This is a genomic window from Mesorhizobium sp. M1307, from assembly GCF_040318155.1.
Classification (GTDB): Bacteria; Pseudomonadota; Alphaproteobacteria; order Rhizobiales; family Rhizobiaceae; genus Mesorhizobium.
Window position 1 is genome coordinate 1 of the sequence record NZ_JAMYLR010000053.1, and the last position, 21669, is coordinate 21669.

Annotated in this window: 22 protein-coding genes; 13 read left to right on the top strand and 9 right to left on the bottom strand. The window is 62.2% G+C overall.

The window, feature by feature from the left end; all coding sequences use genetic code 11:
• Positions 1–159: 159 nt before the first annotated feature.
• Positions 160–633 (top strand): GreA/GreB family elongation factor, encoded by a 474-nt coding sequence (locus tag NKH16_RS31175; protein WP_352507466.1) that lies wholly within the window; start codon positions 160–162, stop codon positions 631–633.
• Here NKH16_RS31175 and NKH16_RS31180 read toward each other — a convergent pair.
• The 4 genes from NKH16_RS31180 to NKH16_RS31195 all read right to left on the bottom strand — a co-directional run bounded on the left by NKH16_RS31180 (position 630) and on the right by NKH16_RS31195 (position 4873).
• On the bottom strand, positions 630–1019 hold the full coding sequence (locus NKH16_RS31180) for a type II toxin-antitoxin system death-on-curing family toxin (protein WP_352743167.1): 390 nt from the start codon (positions 1017–1019) through the stop codon (positions 630–632). The genes NKH16_RS31175 and NKH16_RS31180 overlap by 4 nt on opposite strands.
• Positions 1016–1237, bottom strand: a complete 222-nt coding sequence (locus NKH16_RS31185) for an AbrB/MazE/SpoVT family DNA-binding domain-containing protein (RefSeq protein ID WP_095496758.1) — start codon at positions 1235–1237, stop codon at positions 1016–1018. The genes NKH16_RS31180 and NKH16_RS31185 overlap by 4 nt, the downstream gene beginning before the upstream one ends.
• Before the next feature lie 73 nt (positions 1238–1310).
• Entirely contained in the window at positions 1311–3434 is a 2124-nt protein-coding gene (scpA, locus tag NKH16_RS31190; RefSeq protein ID WP_352743169.1) for a methylmalonyl-CoA mutase, read from the bottom strand.
• Entirely contained in the window at positions 3431–4873 is a 1443-nt protein-coding gene (locus NKH16_RS31195; RefSeq protein ID WP_352748155.1) for a methylmalonyl-CoA mutase subunit beta, read from the bottom strand. Before NKH16_RS31195 ends, scpA begins: the two co-directional genes overlap by 4 nt.
• A 275-nt stretch (positions 4874–5148) precedes the next feature.
• On the opposite strand from NKH16_RS31195, the gene NKH16_RS31200 reads away from it, so the two are divergent.
• A complete protein-coding gene (locus NKH16_RS31200; RefSeq protein WP_352903378.1) occupies positions 5149–6786 on the top strand; it encodes a helicase HerA-like C-terminal domain-containing protein in 1638 nt (545 codons plus the stop codon).
• A gap of 47 nt (positions 6787–6833) precedes the next feature.
• On the opposite strand, the gene NKH16_RS31205 is transcribed toward NKH16_RS31200, so the two are convergent.
• A complete protein-coding gene (locus NKH16_RS31205; protein WP_352903380.1) occupies positions 6834–9005 on the bottom strand; it encodes an ATP-binding protein in 2172 nt (723 codons plus the stop codon).
• Positions 9006–9108: 103 nt separating this feature from the next.
• Between NKH16_RS31205 and NKH16_RS31210 the strand changes: the two genes are divergently transcribed.
• The 7 genes from NKH16_RS31210 to NKH16_RS31240 all read left to right on the top strand — a co-directional run bounded on the left by NKH16_RS31210 (position 9109) and on the right by NKH16_RS31240 (position 15095).
• The gene (locus NKH16_RS31210; protein ID WP_352743177.1) at positions 9109–10428 is read left to right on the top strand and encodes an epoxide hydrolase family protein; all 1320 of its coding nucleotides are present in this window, start codon (positions 9109–9111) and stop codon (positions 10426–10428) included.
• 130 nt (positions 10429–10558) lie between these two features.
• Positions 10559–11095 carry a hypothetical protein gene (locus NKH16_RS31215; RefSeq protein ID WP_352874434.1) on the top strand — a complete coding sequence of 179 codons (537 nt, stop codon included), beginning with the start codon at positions 10559–10561 and terminating at the stop codon, positions 11093–11095.
• 47 nt (positions 11096–11142) lie between these two features.
• Positions 11143–11790, top strand: a complete 648-nt coding sequence (locus NKH16_RS31220) for a cysteine hydrolase family protein (protein ID WP_352743179.1) — start codon at positions 11143–11145, stop codon at positions 11788–11790.
• A gap of 221 nt (positions 11791–12011) precedes the next feature.
• Positions 12012–12668: a VOC family protein gene (locus NKH16_RS31225; protein ID WP_502911770.1), complete on the top strand. Its 657-nt coding sequence runs from the start codon at positions 12012–12014 to the stop codon at positions 12666–12668.
• A gap of 91 nt (positions 12669–12759) precedes the next feature.
• The gene (locus tag NKH16_RS31230; RefSeq protein WP_352743183.1) at positions 12760–13512 is read left to right on the top strand and encodes an SDR family oxidoreductase; all 753 of its coding nucleotides are present in this window, start codon (positions 12760–12762) and stop codon (positions 13510–13512) included.
• Between the two features lie 46 nt (positions 13513–13558).
• Complete coding sequence (locus tag NKH16_RS31235) at positions 13559–14620, top strand: alpha/beta fold hydrolase (RefSeq protein ID WP_352903384.1); 1062 nt, start codon at positions 13559–13561, stop codon at positions 14618–14620.
• 55 nt (positions 14621–14675) lie between these two features.
• Positions 14676–15095 (top strand): Ohr family peroxiredoxin, encoded by a 420-nt coding sequence (locus tag NKH16_RS31240; protein ID WP_352743187.1) that lies wholly within the window; start codon positions 14676–14678, stop codon positions 15093–15095.
• Positions 15096–15449: 354 nt separating this feature from the next.
• On the opposite strand, the gene NKH16_RS31245 is transcribed toward NKH16_RS31240, so the two are convergent.
• Both NKH16_RS31245 and NKH16_RS31250 read right to left on the bottom strand, forming a co-directional pair.
• Positions 15450–16274 (bottom strand): L,D-transpeptidase, encoded by an 825-nt coding sequence (locus NKH16_RS31245; protein WP_352743189.1) that lies wholly within the window; start codon positions 16272–16274, stop codon positions 15450–15452.
• Between the two features lie 175 nt (positions 16275–16449).
• Positions 16450–17112: a haloacid dehalogenase type II gene (locus tag NKH16_RS31250; RefSeq protein ID WP_352743191.1), complete on the bottom strand. Its 663-nt coding sequence runs from the start codon at positions 17110–17112 to the stop codon at positions 16450–16452.
• A gap of 151 nt (positions 17113–17263) precedes the next feature.
• On the opposite strand from NKH16_RS31250, the gene NKH16_RS31255 reads away from it, so the two are divergent.
• The 4 genes from NKH16_RS31255 (at position 17264) to NKH16_RS31270 (ending at position 20425) form a co-directional block, all read left to right on the top strand.
• A complete protein-coding gene (locus NKH16_RS31255) occupies positions 17264–18142 on the top strand; it encodes a branched-chain amino acid aminotransferase (RefSeq protein ID WP_352743192.1) in 879 nt (292 codons plus the stop codon).
• 107 nt (positions 18143–18249) lie between these two features.
• Positions 18250–18846 carry a superoxide dismutase gene (locus NKH16_RS31260; RefSeq protein ID WP_023677850.1) on the top strand — a complete coding sequence of 199 codons (597 nt, stop codon included), beginning with the start codon at positions 18250–18252 and terminating at the stop codon, positions 18844–18846.
• Positions 18847–19021: 175 nt separating this feature from the next.
• On the top strand, positions 19022–19465 hold the full coding sequence (locus NKH16_RS31265; RefSeq protein WP_352874386.1) for a c-type cytochrome: 444 nt from the start codon (positions 19022–19024) through the stop codon (positions 19463–19465).
• A 9-nt stretch (positions 19466–19474) separates the two neighbouring features.
• Positions 19475–20425, top strand: a complete 951-nt coding sequence (locus tag NKH16_RS31270) for a cytochrome c (RefSeq protein WP_352903386.1) — start codon at positions 19475–19477, stop codon at positions 20423–20425.
• Positions 20426–20436: 11 nt separating this feature from the next.
• Here the strand turns inward: NKH16_RS31270 and NKH16_RS31275 are convergent, their stop codons facing one another.
• Together NKH16_RS31275 and NKH16_RS31280 are read right to left on the bottom strand one after the other, a co-directional pair.
• Entirely contained in the window at positions 20437–20820 is a 384-nt protein-coding gene (locus tag NKH16_RS31275; RefSeq protein WP_352449057.1) for an SET domain-containing protein, read from the bottom strand.
• Positions 20821–20965: 145 nt separating this feature from the next.
• On the bottom strand, positions 20966–21592 hold the full coding sequence (locus NKH16_RS31280) for a LysE family translocator (protein WP_352743197.1): 627 nt from the start codon (positions 21590–21592) through the stop codon (positions 20966–20968).
• Between the last annotated feature and the right edge of the window lie 77 nt (positions 21593–21669).

Sequence of the window (21669 nt, forward strand, 5' to 3'; positions counted from 1 at the left end):
AGGCGAGGAGGTCGCGTCGACCTTAATCAAGACGCTTCGGTGCGAGTGGATCCACGGCTTCATCGCCGACTTCTTCAACACTATCCACCCCAAGCAGCTGTTACTGAGCTTCATCAGCAATGGCTTGTGGAGTCGCCATTGCAAGCCTAAGTTCGTCGGATGAGCAGGGCCTTCACCCGCGAGGAAGACAGCGAAAACGCCATCGCCGGCATCGGCGAGCGGCCGATCAGCCATCACCGCAATCTGGTCACGGAACGCGGCATGGCGCTGATCGATGCCGAGGTGGCCGCTCTGCGCGACGAACTGGGCAGAGCCGAGAAGAGGGCCGACCGCGAGCGCATTGCGCTGGTCTCGCGCGATCTCCGCTATTGGACGGCGCGGCGTGAAAGCGCCGAGCTTTCGGTGCCCGAACCGGGCAGCGACCTGGTTCGTTTCGGCATGGGTGTCACCCTGGAAAGCGACGACGGCAAGAAGGTGCACTGGAAAATCGTCGGCGAGGACGAAGCCAATCCGGGCAAAGGGACAATTTCCCATATGTCGCCGATGGCGATGGCGCTGTTCGGCAAGAAGGTCGGCGAAGTTGCCGTGGTCAACGGCAAGGAATGGGAGATCGTCAAGCTCTCCGACAGTTAGTCTTCGAGCTTGACGACATGATCGCGGAAGAACGCCGCGGCACCAGCCTCGTCGATTTCGCCGGCGGCGACGCCCATGACGAATTCGTAAAGCATGCCGTCATTGGCCGACAGGGCATAACCGTTCACAATCAGAAATGCGCCGGCCACGACAATGGCCGTGCGTTTGTTGCCGTCCACAAAGGCATGATTTCTGGCAATGCCGAAGACATAGGTGGCTGCGAGTTCCTCAACCGACGGGTCTCCGCAGTTGGCCTTGTTTTCGGCGCGAGCGAGCGCCGATTCGAGGGCATTTTCATCCCTCAAGCCTTGTGCTCCGCCGTGTCGGCGCAACTGCTCCGCGTGCATGGCTTCGACTGCACGCCGCGTCAGAAACTCCCAGCTCATTCGGCGAGCTTCTGAAGCGCGACCTTGTATTTGTCCATCACCTCGCGGGCAGCTTTCATTTGCCGCTCGAAGCTGTCGTCCACCGGCTTCAGCGCAAGACCGTCACCTGTTTCAACGATTTGAAGCTGGTCGCCGGCCTTCAGGTTCAGACGATCGAGAAGCTCCCTCGGCAGGATCACGCCTTCGGAATTGCCGATCTTGCGAATGGTCGTGTTCATGGTGAGGCATCCTGTTGCAACGCTGATTATAACTCAGCGTGTTTCTTGTTACAACAGACATTATAACAAAGCGTCAGCCGGCCTGCAGCAGCCGGTCCATCAGCCGCTCCGCCGCTTCCGGGATAACCGTGCCGGGCGGGAAAATTTCAGTGGCGCCTGCCTGCCGGACTGCGTTGTAATCCTGCGGCGGGATGACGCCGCCGGCGACGATCAGCATGTCGTCGCGGCCCAACTTCTTCAGTGCAAGCTTGAGTTCGGGAATGAGCGTCAAATGGCCTGCTGCCAGCGACGAGGCGCCGACGATGTGCACGTCATGCTCGACGGCCAGCCTGGCGATCTCGTCCGGCGTCTGGAACATCGGCCCGACGGTGACGTCGAAGCCTAGGTCGGCAAAGGCGGTGGCGATCACTTTCTGGCCGCGATCATGGCCGTCTTGCCCCATCTTGGCGACCAGAATGCGCGGCTTGCCGCCGGACTTTTCCTCGAACGCGACGATCTTGTCCTGCAGCCGGTCGACCACCGGATTGTCGCCGAGCGCGTTGCGATAGACGCCGGAGATCGTCTGCACCGAGGCGACATGGCGGCCGAAAACCTTTTCCAGCGCCAGCGAAATCTCGCCGACCGTGGCGTTGGCGCGTGCGGCCCGGATGGCGAATTCCAGCAGGTTTGCGTTACTCCCGGCAGCACGGGTAAGCGCATCGAGCGCGCTCTCGACGGCGGCGACGTCACGCGTGCCTTTCAGCCGCTGCAGCTTCGACAATTGCCGTGCCCTGACTTCGGCATTGTCGATCTTCAGCACGTCGACTTCGATGTCCGTGCCGGGACGGTGAGCATTGACACCGACCACGATCTGTTCGCCTGAGTCGATGCGCGCCTGGGTGCGCGCGGCAGCCTCTTCGATGCGCAGCTTGGGTAGGCCCTTTTCGATCGCCGCGGCCATGCCGCCGAGGCTCTCGACCTCCTCGATATGCGCAAGCGCACGCGCCGCCAGATCATGTGTCAGCCGTTCGACATAGGCGGAGCCGCCCCACGGGTCGATGATGCGCGTCGTGCCGGACTCCTTCTGCAGGATGAGCTGTGTGTTGCGGGCGATGCGGGCCGAATGGTCGGTCGGCAGCGCCATTGCCTCGTCGAAGGAATTGGTGTGCAGCGACTGCGTATGCCCTTGAGTGGCGGCCATCGCCTCGATCATGGTGCGGATGATGTTGTTGTAGGGATCCTGCGCCGTCAGCGACCAGCCCGAAGTCTGGCAATGGGTGCGCAGCGACAGCGAGCGCTCGTCCTTCGGCGAAAAGTTCTTCAGCATCAGGCTGGCCCATAAAAGGCGCGCTGCTCTCAGCTTCGCGACTTCCATGAAGAAATTCATGCCGATCGCCCAGAAGAAGGAAAGGCGCGGCGCGAAACGGTCGATGTCGAGGCCGGCCGCGATGCCGGCGCGCGCATATTCGATGCCGTCTGCAATCGTGTAGGCGAGCTCGAGATCCGCCGTCGCACCTGCCTCTTGCATGTGGTAGCCGGAGATCGAGATCGAATTGAACTTCGGCATGTGCTTCGACGTGTAGGAAAAAATGTCCGACACGATCCGCATCGAAGGTTTTGGCGGATAGATATAGGTGTTGCGCACCATGAACTCTTTCAGGATGTCGTTCTGAATGGTCCCGGTGAGATCCTTCTGCGCAACGCCCTGTTCCTCCGCCGCGACGATATAGAGCGCCATGATCGGCAGCACCGCGCCGTTCATCGTCATCGATACCGTCATCTCGTTAAGCGGGATGCCGTCGAACAGCTGGCGCATGTCGAAAATGGAATCGATTGCGACGCCGGCCATGCCGACATCACCGGCGACGCGCGGATGGTCGCTGTCGTAGCCGCGATGCGTGGCGAGATCGAAGGCGACCGACAGGCCCTTCTGGCCGGCGGCAAGGTTGCGACGGTAGAAGGCGTTGGACTCTTCGGCAGTCGAGAAGCCGGCATATTGCCGGATCGTCCAGGGTTGCTGGACATACATCGTCGGATAGGGGCCGCGCACGAAAGGCGGCAGGCCTGGATAGGTATCGAGATGTGGCAAGCCCTTGAGATCGCCCTGGTTGTAGAGATGCTTGACGGCAATGCCTTCCGGCGTCATCCGCTGGCCTTTGACCTCGACCGGCACCCGCCGTGGCGGCGACCAGGCGATCTGGCTGAAATCCGGGATCATGGTACGGCTCCGATCGACTGATCTATGCGGATCGGAAATAGCGGCTCGCACACCGCAACGCCTTCGGTGAAGGCAGGCCGCCGCTCCGCCGCCAGCGTCTCGACCGGACGCTCGGTCTTCGACGGGTGCAGCGTCGTGCCGACGATCGCCCGTTCGCCCGCCTGGTAGACTGTGTTGCGGCGGGCGGAAGCTGCCTGGACGCGCCTCTGGATGTGGCCTTGCTCAAGGCTGGTCAGCACGCCGCCTTCCGCCTCGATCTGCTGGAACTCCTGCCAGGCCGCCGCGCAGAGCTCCGCAGTCAGCGCTTCGACGGCGCCCGAACCGCAAACCGGATCGGCGACGTGGTCGATGTGGCTTTCATTGGCCATGATTAGTTGCGCGTTGCGGGCAACGCGGCGGGCAAAACCCGCGGGTAGGCCGTGCGCGATGGTGTGCGGCAGGATGGCGATCGAATCCGCGCCGCCGGCGGCAGCCGCAAAAGCGGCGATGGTGGTGCGCAGGATGTTGGTTTCCGGTTCGGCCGTCGTCATCATCCGGAAGGAGGTTTCGGCATGGATGCTGGCGGTGGAGGGCGGTATCGAGCAGGCCTCCTGGACACGCGCCCACAGTCTGCGCAACGCCCTGACCTTGGCCGTCGACACGAACTGGTCCTGGTCGACGCTCAGCGCAAAACCGATATGCGGCGCCGCGTAGACGAGCGGCTGGCGCGCCTTCTCGAACAGCCTCAAATAGGAGACGGCCGAGGCGAGCATGGTGCCAAGCTCCTGCGCCTCGGTGGCGCCGGCATTGTGGAATACCCGCCCGTCGGCCTCCAGCAGCACGCCGGGCACACCCATCGAAAAGAAATGCGCCAGCGATTGCGGCATCGAAGCCTGTAAAGCCTCGATCGACATGCGCAGCCTGCCGGTCCCGGCAAAGATCGCCGCCGGATCGATGCCGAAGGAGAGGTTGAGCTTTGCCGGGTCGGAGCGGCGCTTGGTCAAAAACGCCACCAGCCAGTCGGCCACGGCACGGCTCCAGGGATGGGCGTCGATGCGGATCTGGATGCGGTTGAGCGGCACGCCGTCGAGCACGCCCTCCAGCGCCTCCGCCGTCCTCGGCAAGCCATAGCCGAAGGCGTTCGGCGCACCCTCGAAGACAAGGGACAGTCCGGTGGCACCCTGCGCGACGTCTTCCAGCGCCTGCGCATTGGCGCGGCCTATGTCCGGATCGTCGATGCGCTGGCTGACGATCCACGGTGATCCCGGCTTGGCGCGCACGACAGGCTCCGCCGTGACCGAACGCTCGTAGAGCGGCTCGATGCGGATGGCGTCGTCCGTATGCGAGACGAGCTTTTCCTCGAAGGACCCGCCGGCCAGCGCCTTCTCCGCCAGCGCCAGCCATCGTTGCCGGTCGACGTTCGGAAGTTCGGCATCCTGGGTCAAGGCACCGGCGCCCATCGGTTCTCCTCGTTCTAGCGGCCGCAGCGGCCGACTATGTCAGTCTACGGTCCCCGGCCCGATATCACAATGCAGCACACATGCCGTGCAACGCGCCTTCCGTGATTGTGACCGTCAACCGATTGCCAAACATGGGCAGGTTCCGCAAGCTCCAAAAGCCATTTTCGACAACGCCCATTGTCGCTGCGCAATGGCCTCACTATACCTGCGGCGGGGCTCCCTTTTCTTCAAGGGATCAGGGCATTCAACCCTATAGGTTTGCGGAGACCGGACACATGGCCGACGATACCAGTATCTTCATAGGGGCCAGCCGCAAGCCGGACGACAGCTATCAGCGGCCCGAACAGCTTTTGCTGCAATATGGCAATCGTCATGGCCTTGTCACCGGCGCGACCGGCACCGGCAAGACGGTGACCCTGCAGATATTGGCCGAGGGTTTCTCCAATGCCGGCGTGCCGGTATTCTGCGCCGACATCAAGGGCGACCTGTCGGGTATCGCCATGATGGGCACAGCGCAGGATTTCCTGGTCAAGCGAGCCGAGCAGGTCAAGCTCGATCCCTATGAATTCCAGGAATTCCCGGTCATCTTCTGGGATCTGTTCGGCGAGCAGGGCCACCCGATCCGCGCCACCATCTCGGAGATGGGCCCACTGCTTCTGTCGCGGTTGATGAACCTTTCCGAGGCGCAGGAAGGCATCATGAACATCGCCTTCCGCATCGCCGACGAGGAAGGCCTTCTGCTGCTCGATTTGAAGGACCTGCAGTCACTGCTTGCCAATATCGCCGACCGCGCCGAAGAGATCGGCGCCCGCTACGGCAATGTGACGAAACCTTCGGTCGGCGCGATCCAGCGCACGCTGCTGGTCCTGGAGCAGCAGGGCGCTGCCAATTTCTTCGGCGAGCCGGCATTGCGGATATCCGACATCATGCGCACCACGCGCGATGGACGCGGCGCCATCAGCGTGCTCGCCGCCGACAAGCTGATGATGAATCCGCGGCTCTATGCGACGTTCCTTCTGTGGCTGATGTCGGAACTGTTCGAGGAACTGCCGGAAGTCGGCGACCCGGACAAGCCGAAGCTTGTCTTTTTCTTCGACGAGGCACACCTTCTGTTCGACGACGCGCCGAAGGTGCTGATCGACCGCGTCGAACAGGTGGTCCGGCTGATCCGTTCGAAGGGCGTCGGCGTCTATTTCGTCACGCAAAATCCGCTGGATATCCCTGAAACGGTGCTGGCCCAGCTCGGCAACCGGGTGCAGCACGCACTTCGTGCCTATACGCCGCGCGAACAGAAGGCCGTCAAGACGGCGGCCGAGACGTTCAGGCCCAATCCCGATTTCGACTGCGCAATCGTGATCACGCAGCTCGGCACCGGCGAGGCGCTTGTCTCGACGCTGGAAGCCAAGGGCGTGCCGTCCATGGTGCAGCGGACGCTGATCCGCCCGCCATCGTCGCGCCTTGGCCCGATCACGCCCGACGAGCGCCGCAAGCTGATCCCTGAGAGCCCGGTTGCCGGACAGTACGACCAGACCGTCGATCGCGAATCGGCTTTCGAGATCCTGCAGAAAAAGGCCAAGGACGCCCAGGAGGCACAGGCGCAGCAACAGGACGCAGGCCGCTCACGCTGGACCATTCCAGGCTTCGGCAATGACGATCTCCAGCCGACCGGCGGCGGCCGCGCGCCGCGGCCCTCCAACCGTCAGACGGTGGCGGAGGCGGCGATCAAATCCATCGTGCGCTCGGTCGGTTCGTCAGTCGGACGGGCGATCGTCCGCGGGATTTTGGGGAGCCTGTCCAGGGGCAGTGAGGGGCATCGGACCCGAAGGCGGGCATCGGTGTTGGCAATTCTGTCCTGGCATCAAGCGCCAGTAGCCAGATCTGGAGGACAGCGCACGGCGGCTATGCGCCAATAGCTGCCGTCGGACCGTCTGCAAAAGTGTAAACGCGTACCGGCAGTAGCTTAGCTCAGCGTCACCAACAGGCGCGCGGCAGCCTTCAAATCTTCCGTACTCGCGCCTTCTACGAAATGCTCCGCAACCGATTGCAAGAGCTCGCGAGCACCGTCGATCTCCCCTCGTTCAGCCATCAACGCTGCCATATCAATTGCGGTTCGCAGCTCCCATGCCCGCGCGCCCTGACTCCGGCTCAACTCCAGTGCCTGCATTAGGGATGCGCCGACCTCGTCGCGATTGCGTTCCGACAGTTGTTGGAGAAGAAGGCCTCCCTTCATCCGCAGCAACTCCGGAAGGTACAATTGGTCACCGTTCTTTTCGACTTGACCGACTGAATCACCGATCAGCGCGACTGCTTCGTCGACCTGACCGATCGCGGATAGTCCTCTAACCAGCGAGAGGTTGAGCTCGGTCGTGAGCAATTCGTAAGGTGCTGCGTGGAGCTTTTGGAGAGAACTCTGGAGGCCCCCGACCCCACCTGTCGCATCCCCGTGCCGGATTGCGACTTCGCTTTTGAATCCCCGACCGACCAGCAGGTAAGGGGCCATGGAATGGGACTCGGCGCGGGAAATCAGCATGTCGATGTGTGCCTCCGCGCTCTCCAGTTCCCCGGCCCACAGGAACACCGATATTCCCCAGATCAGGGCGATCGCCAGAGTCAGCGAGTGGTCCATGGCGGCGGCCTCTTCGACGGCCTGTCGAGCACGTTCCATGGCTTGGTCCGGATGGCCTTGCAGCCAAAGGTTCCTCGCCAGGATAGCCTTGGCCAGGATTTTGCCCTCGAAACCGAGATAGACCGTTGTGGTTCGCTGAGAGCTTGGCCCACGATCCAGCGCTGCCTCAAGCTCCGCGCGGGCTTCGGCCAGGTCACCACGAAGGTGAAGCGATATCCCCAGAATGGTATGCGCCAACGCAATCGCGACCGGATCCTCCAGGGTCGCGGCTATGGCTGAACAGCGTTTTGCAAACTGGAGGGCGGTCACGAAATTGCCTGTCCGCAGGTGGAACATGTTGAGCGGACCCAGCAGGCGCACTTGATCCAACGTATTACCGCGTTCTTCGGCAATCGCCAGGCTTTTCTCCAGGGCGACGCGCGCCGCATCACGCCCTCCCCGCATGAACATCAGGGACACACCCAAGGCTGCCTGGAGATGCATCTCGTCAAGTCCGCCAAGAGCGGCATCGTCGAGAGCGAATATCGCGCGTTCTGACCAGCGATGACACTCCGGCAACAAGGACATCGCCAGGAAAACAGGCGCGGCAGCAGTGGCAAGTCCGATGCCGATATCAGCGTTTCCGCCCTGGCCGAAGCACCATTCCAGAGCGGCCCGCACATTGTTGATGGCGGCGAAGTGAGGAGCCCGCTCCTCGCCGGTCGCCAGACCTGGCCACTCGATACCTGTTTGCTCAAGCCATCTTCGATAGTAGGCGGCGTGGCGCACCGCCAGATCGGCGGCCTCGGCGTCATCTATGCTGATATCGAGGACGTAGGCGCGCGTGGTATCCAGGAGCCGATAGCGCATCATCGCTCCGAGCGGGCGCGTCGCTATGATCGACTTGGCAACAAGACTATCCATGGCATTAAGAACGGTCGATCTGTCGAGGGCAGCGCTTGTGACGACTTCCAAGACCGCATCGAGCGTGAAATGACCAAGGAATACAGCGAGCCTGCGAAGCACTGCGCGCTCCAGGTCGGTAAGTAGCCCAAAGCTCCAATCCAGCGTGGCCTGCAGGGTCTTTTGACGCGGTGGCGCGGTCCGCGATCCCAGCCACAGCAAAGTCAGACGTTGATCGAGAAGCGCGGCGGTTTGTTGCAATCCATAAGACTCGACCCGCCGGGCCGCCAACTCGATTGCGAGCGCCACACCGTCAAGCTTTCGACAGATGCTTGCGACGATCAGGGCTTCCGCATCGCTGACATCCAAGCGCGCGCCACTTGCCACCGCGCGCTCCACGAACAGTTGAATGGCCGGGAACGTCTGGACAACCGCCGTCGTAAGCCTTGGGTCGTCCGGCGGACAGGCAAGGGCATCCAATCGGTAGATATGCTCGCCTTCGACCCGAAGCGCTTCGTCATGGCGCTTCTCTCGGAGCCGCCCGCCACCAAGCCGATAGTCTAAGTCAAATACAACACCTGCACCATAGGCGAACGGTGGCAGGACCCCGCTGCCCGGAGCCACCAGCGCTGACAGCCACTAACAGGGGGCTCACAACACATAACGGGCGATTCTCGTCCTGCGGGCGTAAGTTTTCGGCAGCACCGAGCACCCCCAGGAGAGACCCATGAATACGAACAAGACTCCCGAACTAATCGATCAGGACCGCCGCCTGGTTTTGAGCACGGCCGCAATGGGCATTGCCGCCGTAGGTACTGCCAGCCTGCTCCCATCGGTCGCCGCAGCCGCGGGCGATGCGATCCGGCCCTTCAAGGTCAGCTTTCCTCAGGAGGAAATCGACGAGCTTAGCCGACGCGTCGCCGCGACCCGCTGGCCGGACCAGGAGAATGTGGCCGACGACACCCAGGGCGTGCAGCTCGCCACAATGCAGAAGCTCGCGAAGTACTGGGCGACGGACTACGACTGGCGCAAGATGGAGGCCCGGCTCCATGCCCTGCCGCAGTTCATCACCGAGATCGAGGGGCTGGACATCCACTTCATCCATGTCCGCTCCAGGCATGAGAATGCCTTGCCGATCATCGTCACGCATGGCTGGCCTGGCTCGATCATAGAGCAGCTGAAGGTCATCGAGCCACTCACCAATCCAACTGCATACGGCGGGACTGAGGCGGATGCGTTCCACGTGGTGATCCCGTCCTTGCCAGGCTATGGGTTCTCCGGCAAGCCGACGGCACCTGGCTGGATCCCTGCCCGCATCGCCAAGGCGTGGGCTACGCTGATGCAGCGTCTCGGCTACACGAAATACGTCGCACAGGGCGGCGACTGGGGCAACGCCGTGTCGGAGACGATGGCGCTGCAAGAGCCTCCGGGCTTGCTTGGCATCCACACCAACATGGCTGCCACCGTGCCCGCCGACATCTCGAAGGCGCTTGCCGCCGGCGGCCCGGCGCCCGCCGGCCTCTCGCCCGACGAGAAGCGGGCCTACGACCAGCTCGACGACTTCTACAAGAACGGGCTGGGCTACGCGATCGAGATGAACAATCGCCCGCAGACGCTCTACGGCATCGTCGACTCGCCGGTTGGTCTCGCAGCCTGGATGCTCGACCACGACATCCGCAGCTACGAGCTGATCGCACGCGTCTTCGACGGGCAGGCGGAAGGGCTGACGAAGGACGATATCCTGGACAATGTCACGATGTACTGGCTGACCAACACGGCGATCTCCTCGGCGCGTCTTTACTGGGACAACGCGCACCACCCGACGGGAGGCTTCTTCGACCCCAGGGGCATCAAGATCCCGGTCGCTGTGAGCGCCTTCCCGGACGAGATCTACCAGGCGCCGCAGAGCTGGGCTGAAAAGGCGTATCCGAAGCTTATCCATTACAACCGGCTCCTCAAGGGCGGCCATTTCGCAGCCTGGGAGCAGCCCGCGGCCTTCACCGCCGAACTCCGGACGGCATTTCGTCCGCTGCGCCAGCAAATCTGACCCCCAGCAGGGTTCCGCTTGCAGTCACACCTGCTCGACTGCCCAAGGCAACCCGATTGAACCCGGGACAAAGGAGAACGTCATGTCAGCAATCGCACAATCTTCCGCATCGCACGAACCCATCACGAAGATGGCAGCCCCCGTCGAGGACCATGAAATCGTCGATTCAAGCTTTACGGCTATCATCAACGCGCCGATCGAGAAGATCGACATTCCCAACTGGTGCTTCGCGCTGTCGGAACATGAATATCAGGGGTGTTCGCCCGCCCACATAGCGGCGGGTTTCACGACGGCGCCGGATGGCAAGCGCATGTCGATCAATGTCGAGATCATCGGCGGCAGCCTGATGGTGCAACATTATGTCGAGACGCTCGGCCGCAAGGATCACCTCATCCTGGAGTCGGTTTCAGACCTCTTCACGCCTACGGGCCGCACCACGATCCGTGTGCATTGGGAGCTGAGCGTCAAGGTTATCGACAGTCGCCGATGTGAGTTTATCAACCACGTCCGGTCCTGGGCCACGAAGGAATTCATGGCTTTCTTCGAGCGCCAGGGCATCCCGTTCGAGGTGCTTCGGTCACAGCGCCAGCCCATGTCGATCGCTCACAACAAGGGCGAGACGCCGCTTTTTGCGGCCAGCATCGAACGAGCCGCGCTCAGGAACTGAGCGGCAGCATCTGGCTTGTGATCTAGCCGCTCCATGGAGGAGGCACAATGACGAGGCACGCACATGACCGGGAGGTCACCGCACTTCTGGTGATCGATCCGTACAACGACTTCATTTCCGATGGGGGCAAGATATGGCCCCGCATCCGGGCTGTCGCAGAGGCGAACGGCTGCGTGCCTCACATGCTGCAAGTCCTGAATGCCGCGCGTCAAGCTAAGCTTCGCGTCTTCTATGCAATGCATCATCAATACCGTCCGGGCGACTATGAGACATGGACTTACGTCGCGCCCGTCCAGAGGAGAGCATGGAAGAGCAAGAGCTTTGAATACGGCACCTGGGGCGGCGAGATTCGGTCCGAGTTCGAGCCCAAGCCAGGCGAGACTGTCGCCACCGAACATTGGTGTTCCAGTGGGTTCGCCAATACGGATCTGGATCTGCAGCTGAAAAGGCACGGAATCCAGAAACTCATTGTCATCGGACTGATCGCACACACCTGCGTCGAAGCGACCGTTCGCTTCGCCGCCGAGCTCGGCTACGACGTAACGGTGGTGAGGGACGCGACGGCAGACTACTCGGATGAGGAGATGCACGCGGCTCTCGACGTCAACATGCCGAACTACGCCAGCGCGATTGTCACGACAGACGAAATCATCGACTCGATTTCTGCCGTCCAGACCTCGGCCGCCGAGGCGTAGTGATGATCGATCTCACACGCGAGGGAATGGCCAACCGTGCGCATCTCACTCTTCACACCGGCGGACCATTTCCGTGCGCTCGACGCGTCAAAATACGTCGAAGAGAACTTGGCTCTCGCCGACATCCAGCAGAGAGATCGAGAACAGGCTCGGTCATTACGTGGCAACGATCGGGCAGGACCAGGTCCCACCCAACTGGAAAGAAAACGACCATGTCAGACATCGCAACGGCCCGTCAGGGCGAAAAGACCTCCGACACCGCAAGCGCACGTCCCGTCGACCTGAAGTTCGAGGTTGTCATTATTCCGGTCGCAGACGTCGACCGCTGCAAGCAGTTCTACGAGGGCCTCGGCTGGCGGCTCGATGCCGACTTCGCGGTCGGCGACACGTTCCGGGTTGTGCAGTTCACGCCTCCGGGCTCGCCTGGCTCGATCCACTTCGGCAAGGGTGTCACCTCGGCCGCGCCGGGGTCGACACAGGGTCTCTATCTCATCGTGTCCGACATCGTGGCGGCGCGCGCCGAGCTCATAGCTCATGGTGCAGATGTGAGCGAAGTGTTCCACCGTGCCGGTCCGGGACAGCCTGCTGTCAATGGTCGGGACCCGGAGGGACGCAGCTACGTCTCCTTTGCAACGTTCAGCGATCCCGACGGGAACGGCTGGCTGCTCCAGGAGATCACCACCCGGTTTCCGGGCCGGATCGACTCGAAGGCGACGAGCTTCGCCTCCGAGGGCGACCTGGCCGCCGCAATGCGGCGCGCGTCGGTCGCCCACGGAGAGCACGAGAAGCGGACCGGCGGCCAGCGAGACGAGAACTGGCCGGACTGGTACGCCGAATACATGGTGGCCGAGCAGTCTGGCGAGGAACTGCCGCAGTAGGACGAGCTTCCAGACGGCGGTACACTGCCGCCGTATTCGTCCGCGGCCTGCGGAGATCGTGGCGACCTGACGGCCTTTGTCGGAGGAAATCATGAGTACCGCAGCCATCCCCACTCAGCGCGAACCTGAACTTCTTGGCCAGACCGTCGTCGTCATCGGCGGTAGCGCCGGCATCGGTCTGGAGACCGCCCGGCGTGCCCGCGCCGAAGGCGCCCGCGTCATCCTCACCCGACGCAATCGCGACCGCCTCGATCAAGCAGCGCGCGAGATTAGCGCTGAGGGCACCGCCGCCTTCGACGCCAACGATGCGACCCAGCTGAAGTCGTTCTTTCAAGATCTGCCGGACTTGATCGACCATGTGATGGTTACTGCCGGCGCTCCCCATTATCGCTCACCCCTCGAAATTCCTCCCGAGGAGGCACGACACGATCTCACGGACGACCTATTGCTCGCGCTCAATGTGGCACGCAGCGCCGCTGGCAAGGTCGGGTCGGCCGGCTCACTGATATTCATGGGCGGCACGGGCGCACGCCGCCCAAAACCAGGCCTCGCGATCGTCTCGACGGTTACCGTCGCGTTCCCCGCGCTCATCGCCAATCTCGCGCTCGAGCTCGCGCCGATACGCGTCAACCTGATCGCCGCAGGCTTCGTCGACACGCCACTGTCGGCGTCGCTGCTCGGCGACAACCTCGACAAGCGGCGCGACGAACTGCGCGCGACGCTGCCAATCCGACGTGTCGTCGGACCGGCTGATGTCGCCGCGCTCGCCGTTCACATCATGAGCAACACGGCGCTGACGGGCGCGACATACGACGTCGACGGCGGCCAGCAGCTCGTCTCGTGACTACGCAGGAACAAAGCACATTGCCTCATCACAAAGAGACATCACCATGAACACGATCAGTGTTTGCGACAAAATCGATGAGCGCCGCCGTCGCCTGATCGGTGCAGCCGCAATGGGCATGACGCTTGCCGAACTCGGCATGACCGCGACAGCGAAGGCGGCGCCCAGCGGAGTCGACCAGACGACGGCGTCTGCGATGCACACGGCAAAGAACTCGTTCGGCGCACCCAGGCAGATCGATGCCGGTGTCCTTAATGTCGGCTATGCAGAGGCCGGCCCTGCCGACGGTCCGCCCGTTATCCTTCTCCATGGCTGGCCTTACGACATCCACACATATGTCGACGTTGCGCCCATTCTGGCGGTGAAAGGCCGCCGCGTGATCGTGCCCTACCTGCGCGGATACGGCACGACGCGGTTCCTGTCGGACGAGACGATGCGCAATGGTCAGCAGTCGGCCATCGCTGCCGACATCGTCGCGCTGATGGATGCGCTGGGTATCGAGAAGGCGACGATTGCCGGCTGCGACTGGGGCGCTCGGACGGCGAACATCATCGCCGCCCTGTGGCCGGAACGCTGCAAGGCGATGGTCTCGGTGAGCGGCTATCTCATCGGCAACCAGCAAGCCGGCAAACTGCCGCTGCCGCCGAAGGCCGAGCTGCAATGGTGGTACCAATATTACTTCGCTACCGATCGCGGCCGTGTCGGCTACGAGAAATATACGCGCGATTTCGCCAGGCTGATTTGGCAGCTCGCCTCGCCGCAATGGAATTTCGATGAGCCCACGTTCGAGCGGAGTGCTGCGGCCTTCGACAATCCGGATCACGTCGCGATCGTCATCCACAATTACCGCTGGCGGCTCGGCCTGGCAGAAGGCGAGGCGCAATATGATTCACTGGAGCAGCGGCTTGCTCAGGCACCCGTCATCTCGGTGCCCACGATGACGCTCGAGGGCGACGCCAATGGCGCGCCGCATCCGGACGCCAGCGCTTACGCCAAGATGTTTTCAGGCAGATATAGCCACCGGGTAGTCATGGGCGGCATTGGACACAACCTACCCCAGGAAGCGCCACAGGCCTTTGCCAACGCCGTTGTCGAGGTCGACGCGTGATCGAGTTCGCGGCGCCGCCCCTCCGGCAGGTACTACAACCACCAAAAGAGTGCCTATGAACCCGATCGCAAGGGTTGTTTATACGGCCAGGACCGCAACCACAGGTGGCCGCGAGAATGGCGCCTCGCGCAGCTCTGATGGCCTTCTGGACATCAGGCTTTCCATACCCGGATCGGCGCGCATCGGCACCAACCCGGAGCAACTTCTTGCAGCCGGCTGGTCGGCCAGCTTCGCAAGCGCGGTTGCGTCTGTGGCTCACGAACAAAAAATCACGCTGCCGGCCGGAGTGAGAATCGATGCCGAGGTTGATCTGAATCTCGGGGACGACGGCTACTCTCTCAGCACTCGGCTCAACGTCAGCCTGCCTGGCGTGGAGTACAATACCGCACGAGCCCTGATCGACGAGGCGCACGACATTTGTCCGTACTCGAAAGCGACGCGCGGCAACGTTCAAATTGCGATCAACCTGCTCTGAGTGGATTGCATCGATCGTTGAAGCAATTGGCATGGCCAGGGTTACATTTTGGATCATTCCTTCTCGGCAAGGTCTACAAAAACCTGCCACGACATCGCACCTGTCAGAGCGCATCCAGCACAAATACGGTCGGGATGACAGGAGGCGTATCCCTCCGGTCACCGTGATAATCCCTTCTGAGCGCGAAATGTCCGCTCTGGATCATGAGATGTCCACCGGCGGCGTCTGCATACAGTGCGGCAGAATCCGCTGCTCGACGTAAGCATCAAATCCAAGCGGGCGCCGGTACGGGCAAGCCGACGCTCGGCAAAACCAGCAGGAGCGAGGAAGATCCCTCCCGCGCTTTCGGCCAGCTCAGAAGATCGAGTTTGTGATCGATTTTATCGGGCCGAGCAGGATCGATCCTTCCGGCACGCCGGCGTCGATCGGAATGGCTTTGCGGTTTGCTGTCGCCACCATCGGCTGACCGATGTCGGCCGTCACCACGACCGGGGTCTTGTTCGGCACTCGGTCGTAGAGATCGATAATGTCCTGGTTCATCAGGCGCACACAGCCCGACGACACCGACTTGCCGATCGACCGCCATTCCGGCGAACCGTGCAAGCGGTAGAGCGTGTCCTGGTTGCCCTGGAAGAGATAAAGCGCCCGCGCGCCAAGCGGGTTCTTGAGCCCGCCGGGCATGCCGCCATTGTCGGCGCTGTACGGTCTTAGTTCGGGCTGGCGGGTGATCATTTCGTCCGGCGGCGTCCATTTCGGCCATTTCTGCTTCCATTGGACCACGGCATCGCCCGACCATTCGAAGCCGGCGCGGCCGAGGCCGACGCCGTAGCGGATCGCCTGGCCCCCCGGGCGCACCAGATAGAGGAAGTGATTGGTGGTGTCGACGACGATGGTGCCCGGCTGCTGCCCGGTCGGATCGTCCACGATCTGCCGCAGGAACTGCGGGTCGATCTTGTCGACCGGTATGGCCGGCAGCTCGAAGCCGCCATCCGACATCGGCCCATACATCGTCACATAGTCGCCGAGCGCCGGCTCGACATAGGTCGGCGGCGGTGGCTCGACCGGTTGTTGCGACAGCGTGGTGCAACTGGAGACCGCGACCGAGGCGGCGCCAAGCGCTGCTGCGTTGAGAAAACCGCGACGGCTCAGGCGCAGAGAGGACGATGGGGGTGTGAACATGATTGCCTTTTTTAAGTCTCAAATCGCAACAAAGCATGAATACGCCCGGTTGCGCGCGGTTGCCCGAGCAATGCCCGGCGCGATAGGCGGTTCCAATTCTGGCCGCAGGGTGGACAAACAAAGGCAAAGCTGTGACTGGATCGTCACTGTTGCACCGAGGCAACATGTCCGGCCGTCAAACCCCGGCGACCAGACCTTCAAGGGACGGCAGGATCAGGGCCGGTGGAAAATCCCGGTATTCCTCTGGCTGATTGGCGCGGTTGATCCACACCGTCCTGAAGCCGAATTTGGTGGCGCCGGCGACGTCCCAGCGGTTGGATGACTGGAAAGAGACAGCGCCCGGATAGAGGCGCCAGCCCGTGGTGACCATGTCGTAGACCGACGGATCGGTCTTGAAGCGCCTGACGCTGTCGACGGAAAAGACGTCGTCCAGGACCTGGTCGAGCGCGGCGGATTTGACGGCCGCTTCCAGCATCTCAGGCGAACCGTTGGACAGGATCGCCAGCCTTGCTCCCGATGCCTTGAGCGCCTTGAGCACGGCCGGCACCTCCGGATAGCAGTCCAGCCGCCAATAAGCCTCGAGCAGCTTCGCCCTCAGCCCGGCATCCGCGGATGGAACCTTGCGCAGGGCGAAGTCGAGGGCCTGCTCGGTGAGCTGCCAGAAATCGGCATAGGCCCCCATCAGCGTCCTGACCCAAGAATATTCCAGCTGCTTGGCGCGCCAGATATCGGACAGCAACTGGCCGTCTGGCCCAATCTGGTCGGCGTGACGGCGCACGGCCGCATGCACGTCGAACAGCGTGCCGTAGGCGTCGAAAACGTAAGCCGCATGGTGCATGCAACAGTTTTGAGGCCGCGTAAGGCAAGGCGCAAGCGCTGATTGCAGTCCGCCAGCCCGCTGGCCTCAACAAATCTCAGCCAAGCCGGTTGACGGCGGCCGCCAAAGCATCTTCCAATGCGCCGCAACAAGCATCGAACGGAACCTGGCAATGACACTGGCGACTGCGGCGCAATCCGCGACATGGACCTTCGTCGACGGCGACTGGTACGAGGGCAATGTTGCCATTCTAGGGCCGCGCAGCCACGCCATGTGGCTCGGCACCAGCGTGTTCGACGGCGCCCGTTGGTTCGAGGGCGTCGCCCCCGATCTCGATCGCCATGCAGCAAGGGTAAACGCCTCGGCGATCGCGCTCGGCCTGAAGCCGACGATGAGCACCGACAAGATCGTCGGGCTGACCTGGGACGGGCTGAAGAAGTTCGACGGCAAGACGGCAGTCTACATCAGGCCGATGTATTGGGCCGAGCATGGCGGCTATATGGGCGTGCCGGCCGACCCGGCCTCGACTCGTTTCTGCCTTTGCCTCTACGAATCGCAGATGATCTCGCCGGCGGGGTTTTCGGTGACGGTGTCGCCGTTCCGGCGCCCGACCATCGAAACCATGCCGACCAACGCCAAGGCCGGCTGCCTTTATCCCAACAACGGCCGGGCCATCCTAGAAGCCAAGATGCGCGGCTTCGACAATGCGCTCGTGCTCGACATGCTGGGCAATGTCGCCGAGACCGGCACCTCGAATATTTTCCTGGTCAAGGACGGCCATGTCCTGACGCCGGCGCCGAACGGCACCTTCCTGTCCGGCATTACCCGCGCGCGCACCATGGCCCTGCTAGGCGAATACGGTTTCACGACGACGGAAAAGACGCTGTCGATCCGCGACTTCCTGGAGGCGGACGAAATCTTCTCGACCGGAAACCACTCGAAAGTCGTGCCGGTCACCCGTATCGAGGATCGCAATCTGCAGCCCGGACCGGTGGCCAAGAAGGCGCGCGAACTCTATTGGGAATGGGCGCATTCGACTTCGCCCGGCTGACCCGCTAAAAAGCGGCCGGCGCTTCGTTTCCGGAGTTGTTCCAGACCAATCCAGTCCTATGTTAGTCCGGTATCGACACCGGATTTTTCCACGAGGGAGTACGACCGATGGCTTTTGAATTGCCCGCCTTGCCCTATGATTACGAGGCTTTGCAGCCTTATATGTCCAAGGAAACGCTGGAATATCATCACGACAAGCACCACAAGGCCTATGTCGACAACGGCAACAAGCTGGCCGCCGAGGCGGGCATGGGCGATTTGTCGGTCGAAGAGGCCGTCAAACAGTCCTTCGGCAAGAATGCGGGCCTCTTCAACAATGCCGCCCAGCACTACAATCACATTCATTTCTGGAAATGGATGAAGAAGGGTGGCGGTGGCAACAAGCTGCCGGGCGCATTGCAAAAGGCGGTCGACAGCGATCTTGGTGGCTACGACAAGTTCAAAGCCGACTTCATCGCCGCCGGCACCACCCAGTTCGGTTCGGGTTGGGCCTGGGTCTCGGTCAAGGACGGCAAGCTGGCTATCTCGAAGACGCCGAATGGCGAGAACCCGCTCGTCCATGGCGCGACGCCGATCCTTGGCGTCGATGTCTGGGAACATTCCTATTATATCGATTACCGCAACGCCCGGCCGAAATATCTCGAAGCCTTCGTCGACAGTCTCATCAATTGGGACTATGTGCTCGAGCTCTACGAAAAGGCCTGATCCGTTCCAGAAAAGCCCCGGCAGAACCGGGGCTTTTCTTTTTCAGCATCAGAACGACAGCTGCAAAATTTCACGCAAGCGTGAGGCGAAGCGTCGGAATTTTTAAGCCATCCTTGCCGTTTGTAATCGGGGTGGGACCGCATCCTGAATTTGCCTTCAACATGGAGCCAAGTGAATGAGAAAGCTTATCCTCGCCATCTCGATGCTCGCCTTCGCCGGTTCGGCGGCATTTGGAGACCCGGTAGCCGACCGGCAGGCCCTGATGAAGGAACGTGGCAAGATCGCCGCCGGCTTGTCGAAAGTGGTCAAGGGCGAGACGCCCTACGACGCCGCTTCGGTGCTGACGGCGTTGCAGGCACTGCAGGTCAATGCCGAGAAATTCCATACCGGCGTCGACACGCTTTTCCCGGCGGGCAGCGACACCGGCGACACCACGGCGTCCCCAAAAATCTGGCAGGACATGGCCGGCTTCAAGACGGCTGAAGGCAAGTACCTCGCCGACGTCAAGGCGGCGGTCGCCGCAGCACCTGCGGATGCCGACGCATTGAAGGCGCAGTTCAACACCATCGGCGGCGGCTGCGGCAACTGTCATCAAAACTACAGGGTGAAAAAAGGCTGATAGCGGGCAATGCGCTTGCTGGAGAAACTTGTCGGCGCCGCCCTCGTTCTGGGCGGCGCGGCCGCGATTGCCGGCTGGTTCCTGTCGGCTCCGGTCAGGCTCGATGCCGCAACGCTGGCTGAGCTTGGTCCTGGCGACGCCGCCAGGGGCAAGCGCATCTTCTACACCGGCGGCTGCACATCCTGTCATGCCAAGCCTGGCTCGCAAGGCGACGCCCGTCTTCAGCTGGCGGGCGGCCTTGAACTCAAGACGCCATTCGGCACCTTCGTGCCGCCGAACATATCGCAGGATACCAGGGACGGCATCGGCGCCTGGCCGGTCGAGGATCTTGCCAACGCCATGCTGAAGGGCGTGTCGCCGTCGGGCGAGCATCTCTATCCGGCATTTCCCTATACTTCCTACGCGCGCATGAAGCCGGCCGACATTGCCGATCTCTATGCATTCCTGAAGACGTTACCCGCGGTCGCCGGCAAGGCGCCCGCCAATTCGCTGGCATTTCCCTTCAATGTCCGACGCGGTCTTGGCTTGTGGAAGCTGCTCTATTTGAGTGACCAGCCGGTCGTTTCCTTTCCCGACGGCACACCGGATCCGGTGTTGACAGGCCGCTATCTGGTCGAAGGCCCCGGCCATTGCGGCGAATGCCACACGCCGCGGGATCTTACCGGCGGCACCAGGAAGAGCCAATGGCTGGCAGGCGCCGCCGCCGCCGAAGGCAGCGGCATCGTGCCGAACATCACGTCGGGCGAGGGCGGCATCGCGGACTGGTCCGAGGCCGACATGGCCAACTATCTCGAAACCGGCTTCACGCCGGATTTCGATACGGTCGGCGGCGCAATGGTCGACGTGCAGCGCAACATGGCCGTGCTGACCCCGGAGGACCGCTCGGCGATCGCCGCCTACCTGAAGGCCGTGCCGCCGCATCCCAACGGCTATCCGGCGCGCAAGAAGCCGTCGAGCTGACGGCTGTTGCGTCAGCGGTCGCCGAGGAAATCGAAGCCGGTTTCGAAGAAGTGATTGTAGTCGCAGGTCATTTCCTCGCCGGGCGCAATGTCGCGCAAGGCATAGGTCTCCTCCGGCTGCGAGACGTCGCAATTCGGGCTGTCGGCATGGTTCATGTAGCGCGCATCGTCGGCTTCGAAGACGATGTAATTCGGGTCGCGCCGGTCCGGATAGGCGTAGCGGTCGAGATAGGTTCTGACCGGCCCGGTTTCCCGCTCGTAGGCCGCTACCTCGATGCGCCGGTCGTATTTCGGGTCGAGCTTCCAGACCAGCGTGCCGCGGGCAATGTGGTTCTTGGCAAAGACGCCGATGCCCTGGATGGGCGATTTGTCGAGATAGACATCGACGAGCAACATGGCAGATCCCTGGGTGATTGTGTGTTGGCGAGGCTGTGAAAAGGCCGCGCACTGGGTAGCGCGCGGCCTTTGCAATTGCGAGCGGAAAATCAGCTGTGCCTGCCCATTATCCGAAGCCTCGTACGGCTCGTCGCCTATCGAGACCCTAGCGCTGTTGCAGCGCCAGCCGGATGCCTAAGGCGCAATAGATACCGCCGACAGCTTTGCCTTGCCATCTCAGCACCGTCGGGTTTCGGCGCAGGAATGCACCGAGGCCGCCCGCACCCACGGCGAAAACCACCGTGCTGACGAGGCCCAACAGAACAAAGATGACGCCCAATATCGCCAGTTGAAGCATCACCGATCCGTTTTCAGGCCGCACGAACTGCGGAAGAAATGCGAGGAAGAAAAGCGCGGTCTTGGGATTGAGAACCTCGGTCAAAACAGCCTGCCGAAATGCTTTGGCAGCGGGGATCGTAAGTGCGCCGGCGGCCGGATAGGCCGGCGTTTTCTCGATGATCGCGCGAATGCCGAGATAAATGAGGTAGGCTGCGCCGATGTACTTCACGATGCTGAAAAGCGCCGCCGACGTGGCAATGATCGCCGAAATGCCGACGATCGCCATGAAGGTGTGGACCACGTCGCCGGCCGCGATCCCCGCGCCGGTCGCGATACCCACCCTGGTTCCGGAACTGGTTGCCCGCGCCACCGTCAGAAGAGTGGCGGGACCCGGGATGAAGACAAAGCCAAGCACAACCGCGACATAAGCTATCAACGTGGCGAGATCGATCATTGGTGGGCTCCGCAACTCTCACCGCCAATGAAGCCACGTCGCGGAACGGAAGGCAATGACCGCTCATCCGCCGATGT

Coding starts and splice junctions, on each gene's coding strand:
- NKH16_RS31175 (WP_352507466.1), top strand. CDS start 160: ATGAGCAGGGCCTTCACCCGCGAGGAAGACAGCGAAAACGCCATCGCC.
- NKH16_RS31180 (WP_352743167.1), bottom strand. CDS start 1,019: ATGAGCTGGGAGTTTCTGACGCGGCGTGCAGTCGAAGCCATGCACGCG.
- NKH16_RS31185 (WP_095496758.1), bottom strand. CDS start 1,237: ATGAACACGACCATTCGCAAGATCGGCAATTCCGAAGGCGTGATCCTG.
- scpA (WP_352743169.1), bottom strand. CDS start 3,434: ATGATCCCGGATTTCAGCCAGATCGCCTGGTCGCCGCCACGGCGGGTG.
- NKH16_RS31195 (WP_352748155.1), bottom strand. CDS start 4,873: ATGGGCGCCGGTGCCTTGACCCAGGATGCCGAACTTCCGAACGTCGAC.
- NKH16_RS31200 (WP_352903378.1), top strand. CDS start 5,149: ATGGCCGACGATACCAGTATCTTCATAGGGGCCAGCCGCAAGCCGGAC.
- NKH16_RS31210 (WP_352743177.1), top strand. CDS start 9,109: ATGAATACGAACAAGACTCCCGAACTAATCGATCAGGACCGCCGCCTG.
- NKH16_RS31215 (WP_352874434.1), top strand. CDS start 10,559: ATGGCAGCCCCCGTCGAGGACCATGAAATCGTCGATTCAAGCTTTACG.
- NKH16_RS31220 (WP_352743179.1), top strand. CDS start 11,143: ATGACGAGGCACGCACATGACCGGGAGGTCACCGCACTTCTGGTGATC.
- NKH16_RS31230 (WP_352743183.1), top strand. CDS start 12,760: ATGAGTACCGCAGCCATCCCCACTCAGCGCGAACCTGAACTTCTTGGC.
- NKH16_RS31235 (WP_352903384.1), top strand. CDS start 13,559: ATGAACACGATCAGTGTTTGCGACAAAATCGATGAGCGCCGCCGTCGC.
- NKH16_RS31240 (WP_352743187.1), top strand. CDS start 14,676: ATGAACCCGATCGCAAGGGTTGTTTATACGGCCAGGACCGCAACCACA.
- NKH16_RS31245 (WP_352743189.1), bottom strand. CDS start 16,274: ATGTTCACACCCCCATCGTCCTCTCTGCGCCTGAGCCGTCGCGGTTTT.
- NKH16_RS31250 (WP_352743191.1), bottom strand. CDS start 17,112: ATGCACCATGCGGCTTACGTTTTCGACGCCTACGGCACGCTGTTCGAC.
- NKH16_RS31255 (WP_352743192.1), top strand. CDS start 17,264: ATGACACTGGCGACTGCGGCGCAATCCGCGACATGGACCTTCGTCGAC.
- NKH16_RS31260 (WP_023677850.1), top strand. CDS start 18,250: ATGGCTTTTGAATTGCCCGCCTTGCCCTATGATTACGAGGCTTTGCAG.
- NKH16_RS31265 (WP_352874386.1), top strand. CDS start 19,022: ATGAGAAAGCTTATCCTCGCCATCTCGATGCTCGCCTTCGCCGGTTCG.
- NKH16_RS31270 (WP_352903386.1), top strand. CDS start 19,475: ATGCGCTTGCTGGAGAAACTTGTCGGCGCCGCCCTCGTTCTGGGCGGC.
- NKH16_RS31275 (WP_352449057.1), bottom strand. CDS start 20,820: ATGTTGCTCGTCGATGTCTATCTCGACAAATCGCCCATCCAGGGCATC.
- NKH16_RS31280 (WP_352743197.1), bottom strand. CDS start 21,592: ATGATCGATCTCGCCACGTTGATAGCTTATGTCGCGGTTGTGCTTGGC.